The organism is Lujinxingia sediminis (assembly GCF_004005565.1).
Taxonomy (GTDB): domain Bacteria; phylum Myxococcota_A; class Bradymonadia; order Bradymonadales; family Bradymonadaceae; genus Lujinxingia; species Lujinxingia sediminis.
Genome location: NZ_SADD01000001.1, coordinates 474,382 through 495,576, shown reverse-complemented (window position 1 = coordinate 495,576; position 21,195 = coordinate 474,382). Strand labels below are relative to the sequence as shown.

14 protein-coding genes are annotated in these 21,195 nt (G+C 62.7%); 9 read left to right on the top strand and 5 right to left on the bottom strand.

Annotated features, from left to right (window positions below; all coding sequences use genetic code 11):
- Positions 1–40: 40 nt before the first annotated feature.
- Positions 41–2,827 (top strand): hypothetical protein, encoded by a 2,787-nt coding sequence (locus EA187_RS02005; RefSeq protein WP_127779005.1) that lies wholly within the window; start codon positions 41–43, stop codon positions 2,825–2,827.
- Positions 2,828–2,917: 90 nt separating this feature from the next.
- Here the strand turns inward: EA187_RS02005 and EA187_RS02000 are convergent, their stop codons facing one another.
- From EA187_RS02000 to EA187_RS01990, 3 genes are all read right to left on the bottom strand, one after another.
- Entirely contained in the window at positions 2,918–4,366 is a 1,449-nt protein-coding gene (locus EA187_RS02000; protein WP_127779004.1) for an HD-GYP domain-containing protein, read from the bottom strand.
- Positions 4,367–4,439: 73 nt separating this feature from the next.
- Positions 4,440–6,218, bottom strand: a complete 1,779-nt coding sequence (locus tag EA187_RS01995; RefSeq protein WP_115603171.1) for a hypothetical protein — start codon at positions 6,216–6,218, stop codon at positions 4,440–4,442.
- A 9-nt stretch (positions 6,219–6,227) separates the two neighbouring features.
- A complete protein-coding gene (locus EA187_RS01990) occupies positions 6,228–6,779 on the bottom strand; it encodes a hypothetical protein (RefSeq protein WP_127779003.1) in 552 nt (183 codons plus the stop codon).
- 112 nt (positions 6,780–6,891) lie between these two features.
- Between EA187_RS01990 and EA187_RS01985 the strand changes: the two genes are divergently transcribed.
- From EA187_RS01985 to EA187_RS01975, 3 genes are all read left to right on the top strand, one after another.
- The gene (locus EA187_RS01985) at positions 6,892–7,911 is read left to right on the top strand and encodes a lysylphosphatidylglycerol synthase transmembrane domain-containing protein (protein WP_127779002.1); all 1,020 of its coding nucleotides are present in this window, start codon (positions 6,892–6,894) and stop codon (positions 7,909–7,911) included.
- A 323-nt stretch (positions 7,912–8,234) separates the two neighbouring features.
- Positions 8,235–10,784: a hybrid sensor histidine kinase/response regulator gene (locus EA187_RS01980; RefSeq protein ID WP_164855903.1), complete on the top strand. Its 2,550-nt coding sequence runs from the start codon at positions 8,235–8,237 to the stop codon at positions 10,782–10,784.
- Positions 10,785–11,164: 380 nt separating this feature from the next.
- Positions 11,165–12,937 (top strand): SMP-30/gluconolactonase/LRE family protein, encoded by a 1,773-nt coding sequence (locus tag EA187_RS01975; RefSeq protein WP_164855902.1) that lies wholly within the window; start codon positions 11,165–11,167, stop codon positions 12,935–12,937.
- Between the two features lie 505 nt (positions 12,938–13,442).
- Here EA187_RS01975 and EA187_RS01970 read toward each other — a convergent pair.
- Together EA187_RS01970 and EA187_RS01965 are read right to left on the bottom strand one after the other, a co-directional pair.
- Positions 13,443–14,369, bottom strand: coding sequence for a hypothetical protein (locus EA187_RS01970; RefSeq protein WP_127778999.1), 927 nt, complete (start codon positions 14,367–14,369; stop codon positions 13,443–13,445).
- A gap of 285 nt (positions 14,370–14,654) precedes the next feature.
- A complete protein-coding gene (locus EA187_RS01965) occupies positions 14,655–15,620 on the bottom strand; it encodes a dioxygenase family protein (RefSeq protein ID WP_206524157.1) in 966 nt (321 codons plus the stop codon).
- Between the two features lie 257 nt (positions 15,621–15,877).
- Here EA187_RS01965 and EA187_RS01960 point away from each other — a divergent pair, with 257 nt between their 5' ends.
- The 5 genes from EA187_RS01960 to EA187_RS01940 all read left to right on the top strand — a co-directional run bounded on the left by EA187_RS01960 (position 15,878) and on the right by EA187_RS01940 (position 21,176).
- Positions 15,878–16,942, top strand: coding sequence for a ParA family protein (locus EA187_RS01960; RefSeq protein ID WP_206524156.1), 1,065 nt, complete (start codon positions 15,878–15,880; stop codon positions 16,940–16,942).
- Between the two features lie 218 nt (positions 16,943–17,160).
- On the top strand, positions 17,161–18,552 hold the full coding sequence (locus tag EA187_RS01955) for a hypothetical protein (protein ID WP_127778998.1): 1,392 nt from the start codon (positions 17,161–17,163) through the stop codon (positions 18,550–18,552).
- Positions 18,549–19,748, top strand: a complete 1,200-nt coding sequence (locus tag EA187_RS01950; RefSeq protein WP_115603178.1) for an exo-beta-N-acetylmuramidase NamZ family protein — start codon at positions 18,549–18,551, stop codon at positions 19,746–19,748. The genes EA187_RS01955 and EA187_RS01950 overlap by 4 nt, the downstream gene beginning before the upstream one ends.
- Positions 19,741–20,325: a nicotinate (nicotinamide) nucleotide adenylyltransferase gene (nadD, locus tag EA187_RS01945; protein WP_115603179.1), complete on the top strand. Its 585-nt coding sequence runs from the start codon at positions 19,741–19,743 to the stop codon at positions 20,323–20,325. The genes EA187_RS01950 and nadD overlap by 8 nt, the downstream gene beginning before the upstream one ends.
- On the top strand, positions 20,322–21,176 hold the full coding sequence (locus tag EA187_RS01940) for a Rossmann-like and DUF2520 domain-containing protein (RefSeq protein WP_127778997.1): 855 nt from the start codon (positions 20,322–20,324) through the stop codon (positions 21,174–21,176). The genes nadD and EA187_RS01940 overlap by 4 nt, the downstream gene beginning before the upstream one ends.
- Positions 21,177–21,195: the final 19 nt, after the last annotated feature.

Here is a 21,195-nt window from a genome sequence, read left to right as displayed (position 1 = left end):
TAGCCTCTTTATGTTGCCGCAGAAGATCTGGTGAAACTTCATGACCCAAGCGCCTGACGTCGAACAACAACGGGGCCACTTAGAGAAGTTGCGCACCTGCCTTGAGCGGGGCGATGCCCCCAACGCGTTGGCGCTGCTGCGCCTGGTGCGCCTCTGCGGGCTCAAAGACGCGGAATCGGCCCGGCTGATCCGGGCGCTGAGCGACGCGCCCTCCCAGGCTGACTTCAACGCCGCCACACGCTGGTGTGAGACCCAACTTCGAGCCGTAGCACCTCCCCCGGGAGTCAGCCTCTTCGATGAACTTGATCTTCTGGACGACTTCGGCGAGCTCGATGACCTGGTCAGCATGGACGATTTCGAGATCCTTGATGACGTCGAGCCGTCCGCGATGCTCCAGCTCAATGACATCGATGATGTCGGCGAGGATTCGCTCAACGCCTTATTCGAGTTCGACGGCGATGACGATGATGACGGCGGCTTCTTTGAGCATCTTAACGTCGCCGATTCTCAGAGTGACATCGACTGGAGCTTCGACGCACTCGACGAGGACGACGCTCCGGAAGGTCTGGGCGCATCGCCCGACTCCGATGAGGCGTCCTCCCCCGCCCTCAACTTCGGTGACCACACCCGACGCATCGACCCGAGCGCGGCGCTGGCGCAGCTCGGTCTCACCCCGGAGAAGTATGCCGGTGAGTCGTCGGGCGAAAGCGGCGATCACACCCGGCAGTTCGACCCGGAGCAACTGCGCGCGTTGCACAGCTCCCCGGAGGCCTCAGCGCCCCGTCTTGATGACTCCGACGCGTTTGCAGCGCCCTCCTTCGCCGGCCCCAACGAGCCCACCGGCGTCTCCCGTGCCCTCTCCTCTTCCCTGAGACGCGCCGAGCCCTCCTCGAGCACACCCTCCAAAGAGAGTTTTTTCGATCCTTTTGATGAAGTGCCCGCCGCCTCCCCGCCGGAAAACGTATCCGAGGGCTACGATTTTGCGCTCGGTGCATCACTCTCGATGCCCTTTGATGCATCGGGCGGATGTGCGCCTGAGGATGACGTCGAGATCATGCGCGCCGACATCGGTTCACCGCAGGATTACGACTTCGCGATGGGTGCCTCCATTTCCACGCCAATCGAGGATCTTCTCAACGAACTCTCCGAGCCTTCTGCGCCGGGCGAAGAAACGATTGGCGATGCGGTCCCCTCCCGAGGCTCAGCCTTTAACCTGAACGAACCTTCGGATGCCGAGCTGAAGTTTAGCTTCGATGAGCCCTCCGCCCCCGAAGATGATGATTTTGCGTTCGATTTCGGATTTCCGGCGCCGGCTTCGAAAGCCCCCGGAGAAGGTGAACCAGGGCGGCGCTTCGATCTGGACGCGCTCCCCTCTTCCGGCGGCCCGTCAACAAACGCCCCCTTTGCCTCCCCCTCTTCGGCGTCTCCGGACCCGGGCTTTTCGAAGCGCCCCACCACCGTTCCGGCCAGGAAGCCGGTGAGCGCGGCCCAGGCAAGCGACGACCTGGACTTTGACTTCGATCTTGGCCCCGGTGCCACGCCCGCCCCCGCCTCGAGTACGCATTTTGACGTAGCCGACTCCGTTCCCGGCAAGGTGGTTGAGCCTGAAGACGACTTCTTCTTTCCGCCGCCTCTAAACGCCAGCGGCCCCGGCGCTTCGCCAGCCCCCCTGGTCGAGCCTGCCGAAGACGACTTCTTCTTTCCCCCCCCCCTCAACGCCGCGAGAGACGCCTCGGCACCCGGCGCGATCGTCGAGCCCGAGGATGCAGACTTCTTTCCCCCGCCGCTTAATGCCTCGGGAGGCCCGGCTTCGACAGCTCAGGGAACGGAGCCTATGCGAGCCTCCTTCTTTGGTGAGCCCTCCAGCGCAGATCCGATCGCCCGGCGCAACGAACTTCCGACGTCGCGCAATCCTGCGCGCTCCACGTCGGCTGGCACCACGCAGGAGCGCCCCACCGGCAAGATGCCCTCACTGGAGCGCACACGCCAGCGGCAGGATACGCCGCTGGCGCCTCAGACCAACATCGCCGCTCTGAAGCACGCCGAGCCCACGCCGCCCCGCGGCACCACGCCTATTCCCTTCGCGGACGACGCCCCCAGCTCCGGGGTGATCTCCACCAGGCGCGATCACGTCGACGAGAAGGAGTTCTTCGCTCTGGCCGATTCTCTGGCCTCAGAGAGCTCCATGAGCTCGCTCTTCGAGCTCTCCGAACACCAACGGAGCCCCTCGCACTACCGTGGAGAACCGGTGGTTCGTGAGGCGGGCAATGAACCGACGCCGGCCCACCTGAAACCCCCGAGCGAGAGCCCCGCGCGCTCCGCCAACCCCTTTGCCCATGATGCGCCCACCGGCGTGCGCAACCGCCCCTTGAGCGAGATGGCCGCCTCATCCTTCGTGCTCGAAGAGGTCGACGGTCCCCCCTCCGAGGTCTCGGCTGAGGGGACAAACTTCAACGCCATCACCGCCCAGGCACGAAGGCTCTATGAAAGGGGCGAGTTTGAGACCGCCCTTGAGATCGTCAGCGACGTCCTCCATCAGACCGATCATGCCGAGGCCCGGCATCTACGCGGGGTGCTCGAGGGCGAGCTGGAGCGCATTCAACACGATCGCCTGGGCTCATTGGTTCAGGTCCCCACCCTCAACGTCTCCATGGGCGATATCGCCGGGCTGGATCTGGATCATCGCGCAGGTTTTCTCCTCAGCCAGATCGACGGCATGCTCTGCTTTGAAGACATCCTCGACATGAGTTCGATGTCCCGACTGGAGACCCTGACCCTGCTGGCCGAACTGTTTGCGAAGGGCATCATCGGCGTAGAGCCGCACTGAGGTCTGCGGGCACTGCCCCCCCGGAAGACGAAAACGCCGCGCCCCAACGTAAGGGGCGCGGCGTTTTTTGTGACTGGAACGCCACCTGATTCAGGTGAGCAAAAAGACCTGCGAGGGATTGGTTTCCGCGCTCTCATCGAGGTCAATGGAACGGGCAATCTCGATGTGCTCGAAGCGCGGATCGCTCAGGTCGATGACCATCGGATCGCGACGGTTAAGCACCCGCACCACCGGACGACGCGGATCGGACGCCGGCGAAGGCGTGCGAATCACCACCGCCGATTCTCCCGAACTAAGCTGCACGGTGGAGCCAATCGGGAAGAGTCCCAGCGTCGAGACCAGCAGGCGCGTCAGATGCGGATCGAAGACCTCGCCGGCACGACTCTCCACATACTGAATCGCCAGATCAGGGCGACGTGTCTTGTAGCCCTGCAACCCCTGAATGAGCAGATCGTAGGTACGGCAGAGGTCGATGATGCGACAGATCAGGTGAAGTTTGCGCGGCGCCCGGTAGAAAGGACGTCCGACCTCATTTTCAAACGCGCAGCCTCGCTCATAGGTCAGCAGCACCCGCAGGGTGGAGATCACGTCGCCCTCAACGTGGTCGAGCATCAAAGCCACATCGCGAAGGTTCGCAGAGAACTGGCGGTGGGAGTCGAGTCCCGGATCGCGATCGCGGTGCCCCACCGAGATTCCCACCAGGCGATCGATATCCTGATAAATCACCGCCATGCCCACGTACGCCGTCATCTGCTGACCCAGCCCCAGACGATCGGCCAGAAGCATGGCGTAAATCGCAGTGTTCACCGAATGCGAGCTGATATCCGGCGGCACCAGACGCAGGGGCAACAGCCCGAGGATCGTAAAGTCATCGTCTGCCAACAGCTCCGAGACCGTCTGAAGAATGCGGCGCACCACCCCGGTGGGCACCTCCGGTGACTGCGTCTGCTGGACGTGTTCGTGCATATTGCGCACCTTGACCAGCGCACGGATATAAACGTGGGCGACGTACATGGCCTTATTGACCTGGGCAATGGCCTCCATGATCGACTGATCCGGCGTGCCATGCTGAATGACAATATGGGGCACCTGCACATGCTCCATGCCCGTACCGATCCGCCCGGCCTCATTCAGCGCACTCAGGAAGGCCACCAGGTCGTCGATGGTCATCGCCTCTTCAAAGGCGATGCCCCGAATGACAGCCGCCTTAAAGATGCCATGAAGTTCGTTGAGCCTCTCCTGCTCCTTGCGCCGTAACCTGAGGGTGTCCCCGTTGACGCTGCAGAGTTCACCGCGAATCGTCAGTGAGATTGCCCCGCCCTCGACCTGAGCGACGCTCTGGCGAAACGCCGGCATAAACGCCTCCATCGCCTGACGCGTCTGGTTATGATCGACGCTGTAAATCGAGGCGACTTTCATGATGCGATAGACGCTATCGACCACGAAACGCCCGAAGGCCTGAGGGTCATCACCGCTCAACGGTACGCTGGCCGCGGCCAGACCGAGTTCTTGCTCATGGGAGTCGAATTCTTCGCTCATCGCTGCACCTTCATTGAGAAGCACCACGCCCGACACGCTCTCATGCGCGGGGGTCTGGCACCCATCGACGCTCTTACTGAATCAGCTCCACGACCTCTTTGCAGGTCGAGCGAATCCGACCGGCCACCAGCCAGTCTTTGGCGACATCGTGCAGGAGCGCCACGACTTCCGGAGTGGGGCTTTTGATCATCGCGCGCACAATGGCGACGGCCAACTCCTGCTCGTCTTCGGCGACGATCCCGCGACGCTGCACAAGCTCACGCAACTTCTCGACCGCCGGCGCACCACCATGCTTGATGAGCACAGCGACAAGCGCACGAACCTCTTCTTCAGGGCGTTTTGCAAGTTTCGGATCTAGCAGAGGTTCAACCACGCGCAGCACGTGTGCCGGCATGGCCGTCGCCAGCTCCCGAAGCGCTTCCAACCGAAGAGCGCTGTGGGAGCCCCGCACAAGCGGCACCAACACCTCGCGCACCTCGTTGACATCTGACCAGGTCCCGCGCATCGCCTTGAGTGCTTTGAGCTTCATCGCCGGCTCCATCGGCCCGCGCACAAGCTCAAGGAGAAGCGCGCGCGAACGCGGCATCATCTCCACCAGAAGGTCCACCAGAGGCTCGGCGCGCTCGCCGGGAACCCGGGGAAGCGCACGCTCGATGAAATCGAGCCCGCGACGCGCGCGCTGGCGGACGTAGCGCAGGATATCATCACGTGCGTCATCCTCCAGGTTCCAGCCCAGCACTTCCACGAGCCCCTCACTGGCAGCTTCCAGGTGCAGCGCGTTGTACATCTGCAAGATCGCCCGTCGGGGCCCCTGCCCGGCGGTGGCCACCTGCTTGTTCAGCGCCTGAATACGCCGCGGGGTAAAACACTCCTTGACGGCTTCTTTCAGCTCGCCGGCAACCTCGGCCGGAAACTTATCGCGCCAGTGATGGATCAACTTCAGAAAGGAGAGCGCCTCCCAGGGCTGGGCCGTCTCCAGAAGCGTCCCCATCACGTTGCCGATCTGCGCAACCGCGCCACGTCGCAACTTCGCCCGCGGACGCGCCCCCAGAAGAGCCGAGAGCACCTCCCCCTGGCGATGCTCGAGTTCATGATGCTCGGTAAAACCTCGTTTCAAATCGAGAAGATGGGCCTGAGCATCCTCATCCAGGCGCAAGAACTGCCGCGAACCGACCTCGAGCTTCATCTGCTGCTCGCCACGCCGTTGCAGACGGACCTCGAAGTCCTGCTCCATGCCCTTACCGCTGCCAACGCTGGCCTCCAACTCCTTGTCGAAGGCGTCATTGAAGAGCTCCTCGATCATCTCCTGCTCTTCACGCGTATCGCGGTTACGCACGTCACTATCCAGGCCGGCGAGCAATGCCAGCGACTCATCGATGGCATCAAACGAGATGTAGCGAAAGCCAGCCTCAAAGAGCAGCGAGGCCGCGTCCGAGGAGAGGTCACGCTGATCGACCAGCTCATTGAGCACGCCCACCAGCACACGCAGCTCGGCCTCATCAACACCGGCCAGGATGTGCAGGAGGTAGACCCCGTCGCGGCTCAGCGCGAAGCAGTAATCACGGGGCTCTCCCGTCTCCCAGACCATCTCGCCGGAGCCGTAAAGATCCATCCAGTGCGGATGAATCTGCACGGTGAGTCGGTCGGTGATCTCAAAGAAGTCGTAGAACGCATCGCGCACCGCTTTGAGCGCGTTTTCCACCACCGGATGCCCCGGCGGGTAACCCGTCATCACGGTCGTCAGGCGTTCAATTTGCGCGAAACATCGCCTGGCCAGGCGCACCTCTTCCTGGGTCTCGGAGCTGAGCGCGATGCTGCTCTCCTGCGCTCCCGAGGGTTGACCGTCCTGCATTGCGGCCTCCTAGAAACCTTCGATATGAAGCTGATAGATCAGCACGTCGTCGATCGGGTCTCGCCCGACCAGCTCGCTCTGATAGCGCGCCTGAACTTCGCGCAGCTGAGGATTGGTCAGGTAGCGGGTGCGCAGCCCCTCCGGATCGACCAGCACATACCATACCTGCTCGGGGTGGCGAGCCTGACGGGCGCGCTCCAGAAACGAGTTCGTCATCGGTACGCGCTGCACATTGAGAACCTCGCCACTCTCACAGGCGAGCTGTCGAACGTAACGGGCCTCTGCGTCGAAATAATGCACCTCAAAGACGAGACGCCCGCAGATATCCCCCTCATCCTCAACGGCTTCGTGCGCGGGCTGCTTGCTCGATGCCTCCGTCTGATGGGCCGTGTCGGTCGACGCACCCGTTTCTGGCGCCGCCGTGCTCTCGGGCTCGGTGCTCGCCGCACGACGCCCCTCGCGCGCGGCGTAGTTATACGCGCACGCCTGGAGCGCCAGACATAACAGAGCCACAATCAGCGTTGTGGTCTTCTGCCGACTTCCGTTCATTCCTTCGCGCATAGTGTCACTCGACGTAAGAAGCGTTGCGTTGGCCGCCCGGCACCGCCATGGTACCCCGGTACCAAAAGGAGCGTAAAGCTCGCCATGAACATCCCTCTCCCGCGGTAACACGATGACTTCGTCCTCGCCAACGCCCCCTGCCGGGCCCGCCCCCCTGCGCCTGGCACGCCTGATGTGGGCGCTTGTTCTGGCGGTGCTGCTCTACGGCGGTTTTGCGCTCTGGGCCGACCTTGACCAGCTCATCCCGGCCCTGGGGAAGGTGCCGGTCTCGGTGGTCCTTCTGGCGTGCGCGCTCAGTTCGGTGAACTACGCCTTTCGCTTTATGCGCTGGCAACTCTACCTCGACCACCTCGACATCAAGGTGCCCTGGCGGCCCAGCCTGCAGATCTTTCTCGCCGGGCTGGTCATGTCGATCTCTCCGGGCAAGGTCGGTGAGGTACTCAAAAGCGCTCTCTTGCGCCGAAGCTACCAGGTGCCGATCGCACACAGCGCGCCGGTGGTCTTTGCCGAACGCCTCACCGACCTGCTGGGTCTCTTCGCGATTGGAGCACTCGGGGTGCTCACCTTTGAGTTCGGTGCCGGCATCTTCGTCGGAGCACTGGTCGCGGTACTCGCCCTCATCGGCGCGTTGCAGTCCGAGCGGCTCGTCCACGCGGTGATCGACGGCGTCGGACGCCTCCCGAAAGTCTCTCGTCTTCAACCTCAACTTCGTCAGGCGTACGCCTCCATGCGGACGCTGCTCTCGCCAGCACTGCTTGGCTCCACAACCTTGCTCAGCGCGCTGTCCTGGTCGCTGGAGGGCCTGGCGTTCTGGTGCATCCTCGACGCTCTGGGGGCGATGGAGTTGACCGTCTACAAAGCGCTCTTTGTCTACGCGATCTCCACCCTTCTCGGCGCGCTGAGCTTTCTGCCCGGGGGCCTGGGCCTGACCGAAGGCAGCATGGTCGGCGCGCTGCTCCTGCTGGGACTGTTGTCCGCGAGCGCCCCGGCCCTGGCTGCGACCTACCTGATCCGCCTGACGACGCTCTGGTTTGGCGTAGGCGTGGGCGCGCTCGCGTTACTGAGCTATGAGCGACGTCCTCCCTCTTCTCCAGGCGCCCCGGATTCCCCCTTCGAGCACGGCACCACCTGAGCCCGGGTTTTTGCGTCCCGGTGTCCCCCGACGGCCAGCCCTCTCCTCCCTGGCGAGCATAAAAGCCTCTCTTGTCCTCCTCCGGGAAATTGACTATCGGATGGAGACACATGGTTCGCGACATCCCATTTTTTCGGCCCATCACCTCGTTTGTGGTAAGCAATCAGAAGTTTCAAGACTGAGTTCGACGATACGTAGGCTCCCGCGAGCCTTTCAAGCTAGCCCTAAGTTTCGTCGCGGCGGACTCGCCGACGGCAGCAATGTGCGTCTCCGCACTCACGACAACAGCACGGTCTGTACTCGCTGAAAATGGATGTATGCTTATGGGTAAGTTTACGGATTTCTTCATCCCGGAATCGCTCAAAGCCGAGAACGGCATTGAGCTTAAACGTGCTCAAATCGGGGTAAAGACAACGTTTACTGTTGTCTTCTGGGCCGCAGTCGCAGCATCGATCTCTTTCTCGGGTGGCTCATATCAGGCCGCACTCGCCCTGACGCTCTGCGGCAGCACCGTGGCCACCGCACCGCTGCTGTTGCGCTCCACGTCGCGCATGGACTGGGCTGGCCACCTGATCGTCGGTCCGATTTACATCCTGCTCTACTTTTTGATTCACCAGAACGGCGGACTCTCCGCGCCAGCGATCGTCTGGCCGGCGATTCTCCCGCTGCTGGCCAACCTCTTCCAGGGGCGCCGCACTGCCAAGATGTGGCTCTACGCCGTCGTATTGAGCTGGGGCGCGGTGCTGGTGGGGACACTCACCGGCTATGAATTCACGCCTACGGCGCTGCCTCCGGTCGTCGCCAATGTGCAGCGAGGCATCAGTCTGATCGGTATGGCGGTCACCGCTCACGTCGTCCTGCAGCTTAAAGACGACCTGCAGAGCTGGCTTACCGAAGAGGTACGCCTGCGCGAGAGCGAAACACGCGCGGTGCTGGAGACTGCCCCCGATGGCATCATCACCGTCGACAACGAGGGCAAGGTGCTCACGGCCAATGAGGCCGCCGCTCGAATCTTTGAGCGCGAGCACGGCACGATCGCCGGAGAGCACATCACCGCACTTGTCAGCTCGATGGATCAAGGCACGCTGGAGGATCTGGACACCGGCGAGTCGCTGGAGCACACCGGCGTCCGCTCCTCCGGGGAGTTCCCCGCCGAGATCGCCTTCGGCACCCTGGGCGACCGCCTTATCCTGGTCCTGCGCGATATCACCGAACGCAAGCAGGCCGAACACGAGATCCGCCAGGCCCGCGATGCCGCCATTCACGCCAACCAGGCCAAGAGCGCATTTTTGGCCAACATGAGCCACGAACTGCGCACCCCGCTCAACGCCGTCATCGGCTACTCCGAGATCATCATCGAGGAGATCGAATACCTCCAGAAGGACTCGCCCAAAGACGGCAGTGTCGTCTCGGAGTTCTTGCCCGACTTAAGCCGCATTCGCACCGCCGGCACCCACCTTCTCGCGCTGATCAACGACATCCTCGACCTCTCCAAAATCGAGGCGGGAAAGATGAGCGTGCACGTCGAGATGTTCGATATTCATCACCTGGTCGAAGACATCCGCTCCACGGTGATGCCCCTGGCCGAGAAGAACCACAATACGCTTAAGGTCGAGATCAGCGACGAGCTCGGCTACATGAACACCGACGCCACCAAGATGCGGCAGATCCTCTTTAACCTGCTTAGCAACGCCTGCAAGTTCACCTCCGATGGCACCATCACCATGCGGATGTACCCCAGTGAGACCTACAAACACGTGGTCTGCGAGGTCGAGGACACCGGGGTGGGCGTCGATGAGGAGCAACTCAAAGCAATCTTCGAGGCGTTTACCCAGGCCGACTCCTCGACCACCCGCGAATTTGGCGGCACCGGCCTTGGCCTGACGATCACCCGCCACTTCTGCGAACTTCTGGGCGGTGGCATTGAAGTGGAATCCACCCCCGGTAAGGGGAGCCTCTTTACGGTCAAGCTGGCCACCAATCTGCGCGCCACCGACACCGAGAGCGAGGATGCTACCCTCGCCGAAGATCTCCCCGCCTCACTCCGAAACGCCGGCAGCCAGACGGTGCTCGTCGTCGATGACGACCCCACCATGCGCGACCTGCTGCGCCGACTGCTGGAGCGTGAGGGCATCTCCGTGGTCACGGCCGCCAATGGTTCCGAAGGCCTGATTCTGGCCGAACAACTTCGTCCAGACGTCATTACCCTCGATGTGATGATGCCCTCGATGGATGGCTGGACACTCCTCTCGAAGATCAAAGATCACCCCGAACTCTGCGACACCCCGGTGGTCATGGTCACCATGCTCGACGAGAGCGCGCGCGGCTTCGCACTGGGAGCCGACGACTACCTGGTCAAACCTATCGACCGCAAACGCCTCATCGAGACGCTCAACAACTACCGACGGCCCGATGAAAGCACTGGCGAGATCCTGCTGGTGGAAGACGATGAGCCCACCCGCTCTCTGATGCGGCGCACCCTGGAAGATGACGGCTGGAGCGTGGTCGAGGCCGAAGACGGTCGCATCGGCCTGAAAAAACTCGAAACCATCGATCCGGCGCTCGTCCTCCTGGATCTGATGATGCCGAACCTCGATGGATTTGAGTTCTTGCGACGCCTGCGCAACCATCCCGACTACAGCAAAGTCCCGGTCATCGTGGTCACAGCCCGGGAACTCTCCCCGGAGGAAGAGGCTCAGCTGCGTCGCGACACAAGTGAGATCCTCACCAAGGGCGGCAAGAGCGGCGAGGGGTTTGGCGAACATCGCGAGCGTCTCCTGGCCCAGGTCCGCCAGCATGTGCGTACCGTGATTTCCAACAAACGCCCTGCCCCCTCCCCGGAGGATGCCTCCCCGGAGGATGCCTCCACCTGAGGAGGCATCTCCCCCCCGGGAACCGTCTCCCTACCGACGGAACTGACTCTCAGACGACCACCGCTGCCCCCCGGGCCTCGGTGGTCGTTTTTTTTGCACCTCAACACACCCCAAACGGGCGATCGAAACAGACGCAAACATACAGACACCCACGTCCGACCACCCCATCACACATCAGCACACACTCCCCGACACGCGACCACACCGACCCCGTTTTGTTCAATCAATACAAGGCCTTAGATACACCCCCGCAGATCCTGTCAAGGACCATCATCATATAACTTAACATTTGATGCCCAACAAACGCTCTCCTATCATCGGTGCATGTTTGAGTGCTGACCCCACTTCGGGGCAGCATGCCTTTACCGGGAGAGTCGATCATGAAAGCTGTATCAATGCGCGCTGCTCGATGGACTTCGACGTTGGCTGCCGGAGCGCTGCTCCTGGCCGCATGTGGTGGTGGCGACGAGGAGACAACTGGCGAGTCTCAGGCCGCCCTGTCGCACACCTCGGCATCAGTGGACTCCGACTATCGGATTCGCACCCTGACGACCGGTGCTGATCTGCATGCTACCAACGGTATCGTGGTTGGCCCGGACGGCAATCTCTACGTCGCCAGCGTACTCTCCCGGGCTATCGCGGTGGTCAACCCGCGCTCCGGCCGCATCATCGACATGATTGGCACTGAGCGCGGCGTGGACTCTCCGGACGACCTTATCTTCGGTCCGGACGGATCGCTCTACTGGACCTCCTTTCTTACCGGTGAAGTCGGCCGATTGAGCCCCGACGGGGTCAAGACCACCGTCGCCCAACTGGCCCCCGGCGTGAACGCGATCGCCATGTCTCCGGACGGACGCCTCTTCGCAACAATCGTCTTTTTGGGCGACGCCCTCTACGAGCTCGATCCCGAAGGGGTCGATGCTCCTCGCCTCGTCGGAACCGGCTATGCCGGACTCAACAGCATGAAGTTCGGTCCGGATGGCCAGCTCTACGGTCCGCGATGGTTCGCCGGGGACGTCGTACGCGTCAACGTTGACACCGGGACGTTTACCACCGTGCTCGACGGCCTTCAGGTGCCGGCTGCCGTGAAGTTCAACTCTCAGGGAATCCTGCACGTCGTCGATCAGTACACCGGCGAGATCATCGCGCTCGACCTGGACACCGGTCAGACCCATGTGGTCGCAGTGGCCGACGAGGCTGGTGCCGACAACCTGGCATTTGACGCCAACGACACCATCTACATCACCAACGCCCACGACGGCTGGGTACGCAAAGTGCTCCCCAGCGGCCGCATGCGCAGCCTGACCCGCGAGGGACTTGTCGCTCCCGGTGGCGTCGCCGTGGTTCCCTACCAGGGCCGGCAGACCGTCTTTGTGGCCGACGCCCTCTCCATGAAGGGATTCTCTACGTTGACCGGGCGCCTGACCGCTTCGATTCACTCCGTGATCGGCGTCTCCGCGCTGGCCTCCCCGATAACGGCGAGCGCTGACGGCGACCGCGTGCTGACCAGCTCCTGGTTTGCCAACGTCGTCCAGACCTGGGATCCGGCGCAGGAAGCCGTCGTGGAGAGCCACGCCGATTTTTCCACGCCTCTTAATGCGATTCGTTACCAGGGCGATCTCATCGTGGCCGAGCTGACCGCGAACCGCGTTGTGCGCCGTGAAGCCGGCACTACCGACAAAGAGGTGCTCGCTGCGATCCCCGTGCCCACCGGCCTGGCCACTGACGGCGAAGACCTCTGGGCGGCCGACTGGGTCACCGGATCGGTCTACCTCATCGCCGAGGATGGCCAGGCGCTCGCTGCGCCTGAAGTCGTCGCTCAGGGGCTTTCCTTTCCCGAAGGCATGGCCGTCGATGAAGATGGCGACCTTCTGGTCGTCGAAACCGGCCTTAATCAGGTCACCCGTATCGATGTGGAGACTGGCGAGAAGTCCGTGTTGGCCAGCGGCCTCAACATCGGAATGGCCGGCCCTTCCGGTATGCCCCCGACCTACATCTTCAACGGCATCGCCGTTGATGATTGCGGCGTGATCTACGTCAGCGTTGATACGGACAACTCCGTGGTCAAGATCGCTCCGCGCGGTCGCGGAGCGCTTCGTTGCTCCTTCGGGCGTCCGGGCCACCCCGGTAAGGGTCACGGGCATGGGCACTAAATGACACGCCGCCGACGCTCCCTTTCAGGGAGCGTCGGCCCCGCGCATCACCTACGATGAAGCCCCGGGAACCCGCGCGTTCCCGGGGCTTCGTTGCGAGTGCGTCTCCCCGGGCGTTCGGACCTTACCCACAGGTGCTCTCATCTCGCCCCTCGTCACGCACCATCACCACTCTGCCCACGCGCACCGGGGCTCAAAATCCCCCCACTGACTGACGCCTGTCGCCGCACTGCCCCCGCGCGAGCCCTTACAGAGCACTCCAACTCGCCAACGCTCGCCACACTCCCTCCATGACCAACGTCTTTTCTCCCGCATATACGCTGCACGACCGCCTCCTTCGACGCGCAAGCAAGCCGGGGCCTCCGACGTCGCCGCATCACCTCACACGGCGCATTCACGGGGTCCCTGCCGCGCAGAGCAATACAGGCCGGGCACCTCTTGGTGTCCGGCCTGCCTGCATCGTCATGCTTTTTAAAACACCGAAACACAACGCCTCATCCCACGCTCAGAACAGCTTCACTCCCGCCTGAATCCCCAGATATGGCGAGAGCTCCCCACGGTTGGGGTGATCGATGTGCATGCCTCCAAAACCCGAGATCGAGGCATCGCCCCAGCTCAGATAACTCGAGGGCAACTTCCAGTTAAAGAGCAGTCCCACCGTATCGCGGACCACCCCGGAGTTGGCGATCGAGGTGTGCTCCCAGCGCACGCCCAGCAGTACGAAGCTCTCCGCGGGGTTCTCCCCAAAAAGGTACCCGAGCGTCGGACGCGTCACCCAGTAGGTATCCTCCGGCGCAAAGAAGAGATCGTAGATGGGCTCGTAGTAGTTATTTGCCACGTCCATCTTCATCCAGCCGAAGGTCGTCGGGGCCTGAAAGACCACGCGCCCCACCTTCATCTGCGGAGTCGTCTCGGCCTCCACCATCATGCCCGTGGTCGACTGTCCCAGGCCCTGATCAGCCGACGCGCTCAGCGCATCCAGACTCCAATCCTGGGCGGCGTCTCCGGGCACGTAGAGGTACCCCCACGTGCCGAAGTAGGTCATAAAATTCGCGCTTACCTTAAGTTTGAGCACCGCCACGGGCAGAAGCTCCAGATACGGCCCGGCCCAGAACGCCGCCGGGCTCAACGAGGTCGAGATGCCGCCGTCGATGTAGGTGCCCGAGAGTAAGGGCGAATCGCTCTCAAAGAGCCCCTTTTTGAAACCGCCCTGCGTGCGCAGTGCCAACCCGATGGGAAAAGGACGAATCGCCAGCGAGGACTGCAAATGAAACCCACCGACTTCGGCCGCCGCCGGCTCTTCCTCGACCAACGCTTCACCAAACTCCTCATCAATCGACTCTTCGACGAGTTCTTCGGCGCTGACAATTGGGGTAACCAGACCCGCACAGAGCGCGGCGCAAACATAAATCCAGCTTCGCGTAGACGTCACGGCACTACTCCCAGAAATGTTCTCACAGTGGATGATGGCTGAAAGCCTACTCCATGAGACCAGATCGTGGGAAGGGAACTTCGGCCCCTTTGTGGCCTTTTACCCCGCCCTATGTACTGCACCATGCGCACTAGCAGACGCCGAGGGATGCAACATCGATAACGCTGCGGGCAAGGCGCAAAGCCCAGGGTCAGGCATGGGCATGAACGAGGTTTTGCACCACGGCCCGGAGCGCTCTCGATGCAGCCCCCCCGGGCTATCAACGACAGCGCACAACCTACGCGCTCAGCCGAACTGCACGCAACGCCGGCTGATACTCCCGTATTCAAACCCCTTCACGGGATAGCCCACCGGGTCACGTTGGACGCTCGCTGCACCGGCGGCCACGAGCAGCGGTTGGAAGTGCTCTTCAGTCGGATGCGCGATGCGCAGCCCCGGACTCTTGTGGCGGTAGTCGACCAGCGCATCAAAGTCGCCCTGATCGATGACCTCCTCAACCCAACGGTCGAACTCCGAGGCCCATCCCGGAGGCACCGCACCATCGGGATCATGCCAGGAGAGCCGGCGCAGGTTATGAACGACGTTGCCGCTCCCCAGAATAAAGATCCCCTCATCGCGCAGCGGGGCCAGTTTGCGCCCGAGCTCAAAGAGCGCCTCCGGCCCTTCCCGCGAAGGCAGCGAGAGTTGCAGCACCGGGACATCCGCCTGCGGCGCCATGTGGAGAAGGGGCACCCACACCCCGTGGTCGAGCGCGCGATCGTGCCGGGTGACCTCTTCGCCCATCAACGCTCCGATGCGCCGCACCAGATCAGGGGCGCCGGGAGAGGGATACTCGATCTGATAGAGTTCTTCGGGGAACCCGTAAAAATCGTACATGAGATCTTGCACCCGGGTTGTCCCGGCGCTCGCCGGGGCATCTTCCCAATGGGCGCTTATCGCCAGGATGGCGCGCGGCGTCGGCAACGCCTTGGACCAGCGCGCCAGATCACCGCCTTTCCCCGGGTCGATGGCGAGCGTCGGTGCGCCGTGCCCGACAAAGCCCACCGGCATCCGCGCACCGCCCTGCTTTTCAGGAGCCTGCCCCTGTTCGTCGCCCCGACTCGACGTTGTCAACCTGTTCGACGCGCCGGCGGACTGCGGCGAACAGGCCGCCCCCCACCCGGCTGCCGCCACACCGGCCCCGGCGGCCAGGAGCGCATTCATAAAAGCTCGTCGGCTCAACGCATTGTTATGATCGTGATGGTGTCCCATGAGTTGCCTCCTCGTTAACGGGCCCGATTGGCCAGAATGCTCCCCGGCGCTCCGACCGCCAGGCACCTTAGGAGACAGCATCCTAACGCGCTTGATTCCGTAGCAAACGTTGCCCCGGCGCACCGCGGCGTTGCCCGTTGCGGCGCGCTTTACCGCGAGATCGTTTAGCGTTATTGTCCCCGCCCTTGCGTTGTACACTTTTTTTCAGGGGCGCGACCCGTGCCCCCGGCGCAACCCGGACCTGACAAGGATGTCTTATGGCTCCCGCACTCAAGACTTGCGATAGCTGCGAGAAGCAGTTTCTGGTCAAATTTCGCTTCCAGATCGAGCGTCGCGGCTCCGAGATGGTCTACTTCTGCAGCCAGGCCTGTCGCCAGGAACAGACCGAGCAGCAAGGCCAGGCGCGTTGCTCCAGCTGCGATAAAGCGTTCGTGCCCACCTACGCCTTTCAGCAGGCCACCATCGATGGTCGTCAGGTGCACTACTGCTCGATGGCCTGCCGCACCCCGGCCGTCCAGGACTACCGTCAGCGCCGCACCCACACCGAGCACGGTCCGATGCGCATCGCCGTGCTCAACCAGAAAGGCGGCACCGGTAAGACCACCACCACCGTCGCGCTGGGGAGCGGCCTGGCACTGGCCGGCCACCGCGTGCTCATCATCGACGTCGACAGTCAGGGCCACGTCGCTATCAGCCTGGGCATTGAGGGGAAACACACCCTCTACCACCTGATGGTCGAGGAGCGACCTCTCAGCCAGAGCGTCATCAACGCCCGACCCAACCTCGATGTGCTGGTGGGAGACGACACCCTGGCCAGCGCCGAGATCTTCCTGGCTCGCAAAAATGAGGGGCGTGATAAACTTCTGCGCAAGGTTCTCCACGAGAACCACGACTATGATTTTATCCTGCTCGACTGCGGCCCGAGCCTCTCGCTGCTCAACATGAACGCTTTGACCTTTGCCGACCACCTGATCGTGCCCGTCTCCTGCGACTTCCTGAGTCTGGTCGGTGTCAAACAGGTCATGAAGACGCTCAAAAACGTCAACCAGGTCCTGCTCCACCCCATCAGCATCATGGGCATTCTGCCCACCTTCTACGACATGCGTAACAACATCAGCGATGAGTCCATCAAGACCCTCAAAGGCTACTTCCACGACAAGGTGCTCCCGCCCATCCGCGTGAACACTCGTCTCAAAGAAGCGCCACAGCATCGGCAGTCCATCTTCGAGTACGCACCGGACAGCCGCGGGGCCTCCGACTACCAGAAAGTCGTCGACTGGGTGGTTCGCGAGCATCAGCGCCGCGCTCAGGCCACAGCCTGAGGCCCTTGTGCCACCTTGCGGGGGGAGCACTCCGCCAGTAGACTAAAGACGTTCAACACCCCGATAGATAGCAGGCCTGCGGCATCCACCACGAAGCTGCTCCGCCCTGCATGAGCTTGTAGACGCACGCCGTATCATCGCCCCGGCTTCGCCGACGGCGATAGAACCCTGTGAATTCGCTTCCCGCTGCGGAGGCCTACCTCTTCCAGGAGCGCGCTATGTTTCGACTCAAAATCGTCCTCGGTTACGTGGTCTTAGTCGCGCTGTTCATGGCCTCAACCTATCTGGTGATTGAAAACACAATGCGTCCCGCCCTGCAGCAAGACGGCGACGTCGCGCTGCAACGCACCGCGCTTATCGCGGAGAAGTCGCGCCGGCTCGATGAGTACGCGCTGCTGGAGAAAGCTCGTTTTGTGGCCTCCCGCGATGACCTGCAACAGGCGATGATCGCCGACTACAACGGTGACGCCGAGTACGAACGCCACGTCGAGGTGCACAAGCTGCTGGAGCGCGACCAGATTCGTTTTACGGAGTTCATCGCACCCAAAAATATAGGCATTCGCAACCTCGATCTTCCCCTGGGCGAACGTCGTCCGGCCGACCATCAGATCTTTATGGCCATCGACCGCTCCGGCCGCGGGGTAGCCACCCTGGGAGATAATCTGGCCCACTGGATGGGAGAAAACGTCGCGCGCGACTTCCCGCTGGTGCTGGAGGTTATGGAGCGCGGGGAGCCCCGGCTGGCCTCCTGGAACTGGTCCTGGAGCGCCACCGAAGATCGCCAGCTCTACCGCGTGGCCATCGCGCCGCTGCGCGACCCCGGCAGCGACGCCACCCTCGGTGCTGTCATCCTGGGCAACCTGGTCAACGACGGCGTGGCTCGCCGTAGCCAGGGGCTCTTTGCCGGTGCCTCCAGCGGAGCGTATACCCCGGAGTCGGATACCCGCGAGGCCGCGCTGGTCCCCGAGGTTGCCTTCTTCCGCGATGGGCGCATCTACGGATCGACGCTGAGCACCCACAACCAGCGCGCGCTGGCCAACCAGCTCTTCAGTGAAGAGAGCGCCCCCCAGGAGGACCTGGAGCGCTTCGTCGACGTGACCATCAACCAGACTCCCTACCGCGCGCTGGTACGCCTCTTCCATCGCGCCGGAGCTCAACACGAGCGCTCCGGGATGGTGCTTCTCTCCAATATGAAAACCACGCTCGCACCGGTAGAACACGCCAAAGCGCTGACGCTGCGCGTGGGCTTCGGTGTGCTGGTCGTTGGCGCGATCTTCTTACTGCTCAGTCTGCATCTCTACACGCGCCGCTTCGCCCAGATCGAGCAGGGCGTCCAGGAGGTGCTCTCCGGCAACCGGGAGTATCACTTCCCCCATGAGGGCTACCACGATGACGCTGCCAGCCTGGCCCACTACCTCAACGTGATGAGCGCCTTCTTGCAGGGCAAGCCCATGCCCGACGATGAGGATTCCCCCGGCGACTGGAGCGAGATGAACGGAGCCTCGGGTGCCAACCCGCAGATCACCGGCGTCCCTCTGATGATGGGCGGCGCTTCCCAAACCTCCCGCGACACCACCACCGAGAAACCCACCGAGGATGTTCCATCATGACCCTGCATGCCCCCCTCGTTCAAACCGGCCTTGATCGTCTTCTGGCCGAACCCGAGCGCCTCCACGCTCTCAAGGGCCAGCGGCTGGGGCTGCTGGTTAACCCGACCAGCATCACCGCCGAACTCGACCACGCCATCGAAGCATTACGAGCGGCCGGACTCAACATCGTACGACTCTTCGGGCCGGAACACGGTGTACGCGCCGAAGCCCAGGATATGGAGGTCGTCGAAGAGACCATCGACCCGCTCTCCGGGCTCCCCTGCATCAGTCTCTACGGACATACCTTTGAGAGCCTCAAGGCTCGCCCGGAACATCTCGAAGGCCTCGATCGCGTCATCTGTGACATTCAGGATATCGGCGCGCGCTACTACACGTATGTCTACACCATCGGTCTGATGATGCAGGCCTGCGGTGAGGCGTCGATTCCGGTGACGGTTCTCGACCGCCCTAACCCTATTAACGGCGTCGACATCGAGGGCAACATTGTCCTGGAAGGCTACGACTCCTTTGTGGGCATGCAGCCCATCGCCACCCGTCACGCCATGACCGCCGGCGAGCTGGCGCATTACTTCAACCGCTTCACCGACTGGACGTGTGACCTGGACGTCATCGAACTCAAGGGCTGGAAGCGCTCGATGTGGTTTGACCAGACCGGGCTGCCCTGGGTGATGCCCAGCCCCAACATGCCCACGCTGGACACAGCCACCGTCTACCCGGGACAATGCCTGATTGAGGGCACCAACCTGAGCGAAGCTCGCGGCACCACACGCCCTTTTGAACTTGTGGGTGCTCCCTATGTTGACGCGCCGGCCTTAAAAGCCTACCTCGAATCCCTGAAGTTGGAGGGCGTGGCCTACCGCCTGGTCGCCTTCCGACCGATGTTCCAAAAACATGCCGGCCAGACCTGCCGTGGCCTTCAGCTTCACATCACTGACCGGCGTCAGATGCGCAGCCTCACCCTGAGCTACGCGATCATCGCCGGCGTCATCGCCCAGGGAACCGAAGGCTTTGGCTGGCGTGAGCAGGCCTACGAATTTGTAAACGATCGCCTCGCCATCGATCTGCTCCTGGGCGACCCGGCACAACGCAGGGCCCTTGAAGAAGGCGTCGACCCTCGCGAGTTGGCTCAGGCCAACCGCAGCGCGCGCGCCGAGTTTGAATCCCGTCGCAACGAGTGTTTGCTCTATCATGACTGATCCCCAAAACGTCGCGCTCTTCGGCGGCAGCTTCAACCCACCGCATGTCTGTCACACCCTGGCCACGCTCTGGGTCTTGCAGACTCAACCTGTCGACGAGGTCTGGTGGATCCCCACCTACCAGCATGCCTTCAACAAAGATCTCGCCAGCTTTGAGGCCCGAAAGGCGATGTGTCAGGCGGCGGTTTCCCCCTTTCGCGATGTGCGTATCTGCGAGATCGAGCGTGAACTTGGCGGCGAGAGTCGCACCATCGATACGGTCAGCGCGCTCCAGGAGCGCCACCCCCACACCCGCTTCTCGCTGGTCGTGGGCGCCGATATCTTAAGCGAAGTCGACCGCTGGAAGCGATGGGATGAGCTGATGACGAGGGTCAACCTCATCGTCGTGGGCCGGCGCGGTCACAACCTGGACACCTCTCCAGATAAGATCGACCTTGAGCTCCCCGACATCAGCTCCACCATCATCCGCGACGCTCTGGCGCGCTGCGACTACGAGAGCGTGCGCGCCTGGATTCCGGCCGACGTGCTCACCATCATCGATCACCATCAGCTCTACCTGGGTACGCACTGCGCATGAGCACCTCCACCTCTGACGACTTGCCCTGGATCATCGTAGGCTACGGGCGCGTAGGGCAAGCGCTGCATCTGCTCGCCCACCAGCTTGGCGCGCATGTTAAGGCGACCTGGAACCGTACCGAGGCTGCCGCCCATGCGGCACCTCCGGCTCCCGGAGCGCGCACCTTCGGTGCGCTGCCCGAAGCACTGCTCACCCACCTTGATGAGCCGGCGCTTGTGTGGCTGACGGTGGTCGACGATGCCATCGCCTCCACAGCCCGCGCGCTGGCCCCGCACATCGCCCCCGGCTCGGTGATCGTGCACACCTCGGGAAGTCTCGCCAGCACCGAGCTTCAACCGCCACCGCCGGGCTGCGCCATCGCCTCGCTGCATCCCCTGCAAGCCATCACCGAACCGGTGCGCGCGGTCCAGCGCTTCCACCGCACCTTCTGGAGTGTCGAGGGCGACGATCGCGCCGTCGAACATCTCGAAGAGCTCTTGCGTCCGGCGGGCATCGCCCCCCAGCGTATCGAACCTCAGACCAAGCCCTACTACCACGCCGCCGCGGTCACCGCTGCAAATCTGCTGGTGAGTCTAATTGACGCCTCGATCGACATCGCCACCCAGGCCCATATCGATCCCGACATCGCCCGCACCGCCCTGGTGGAGTTGGCCGGCTCAAGCCTCGACAACCTCAGCCGCAACCGCCCCGCCCGGGCCCTGAGCGGACCGGTGGCTCGTGGCGACGAACACACCATCGAGCAACACCGCCAGGCGCTGGCCAACCTCGGCGATGAGAGCGACCTTCTGGCGATTTACGATCTTCTCACCGAGCGAGCGCGCCGACTGATGCGCCCCACCGAAGACGATTGAGCCCCCCCTTTTCGGCATG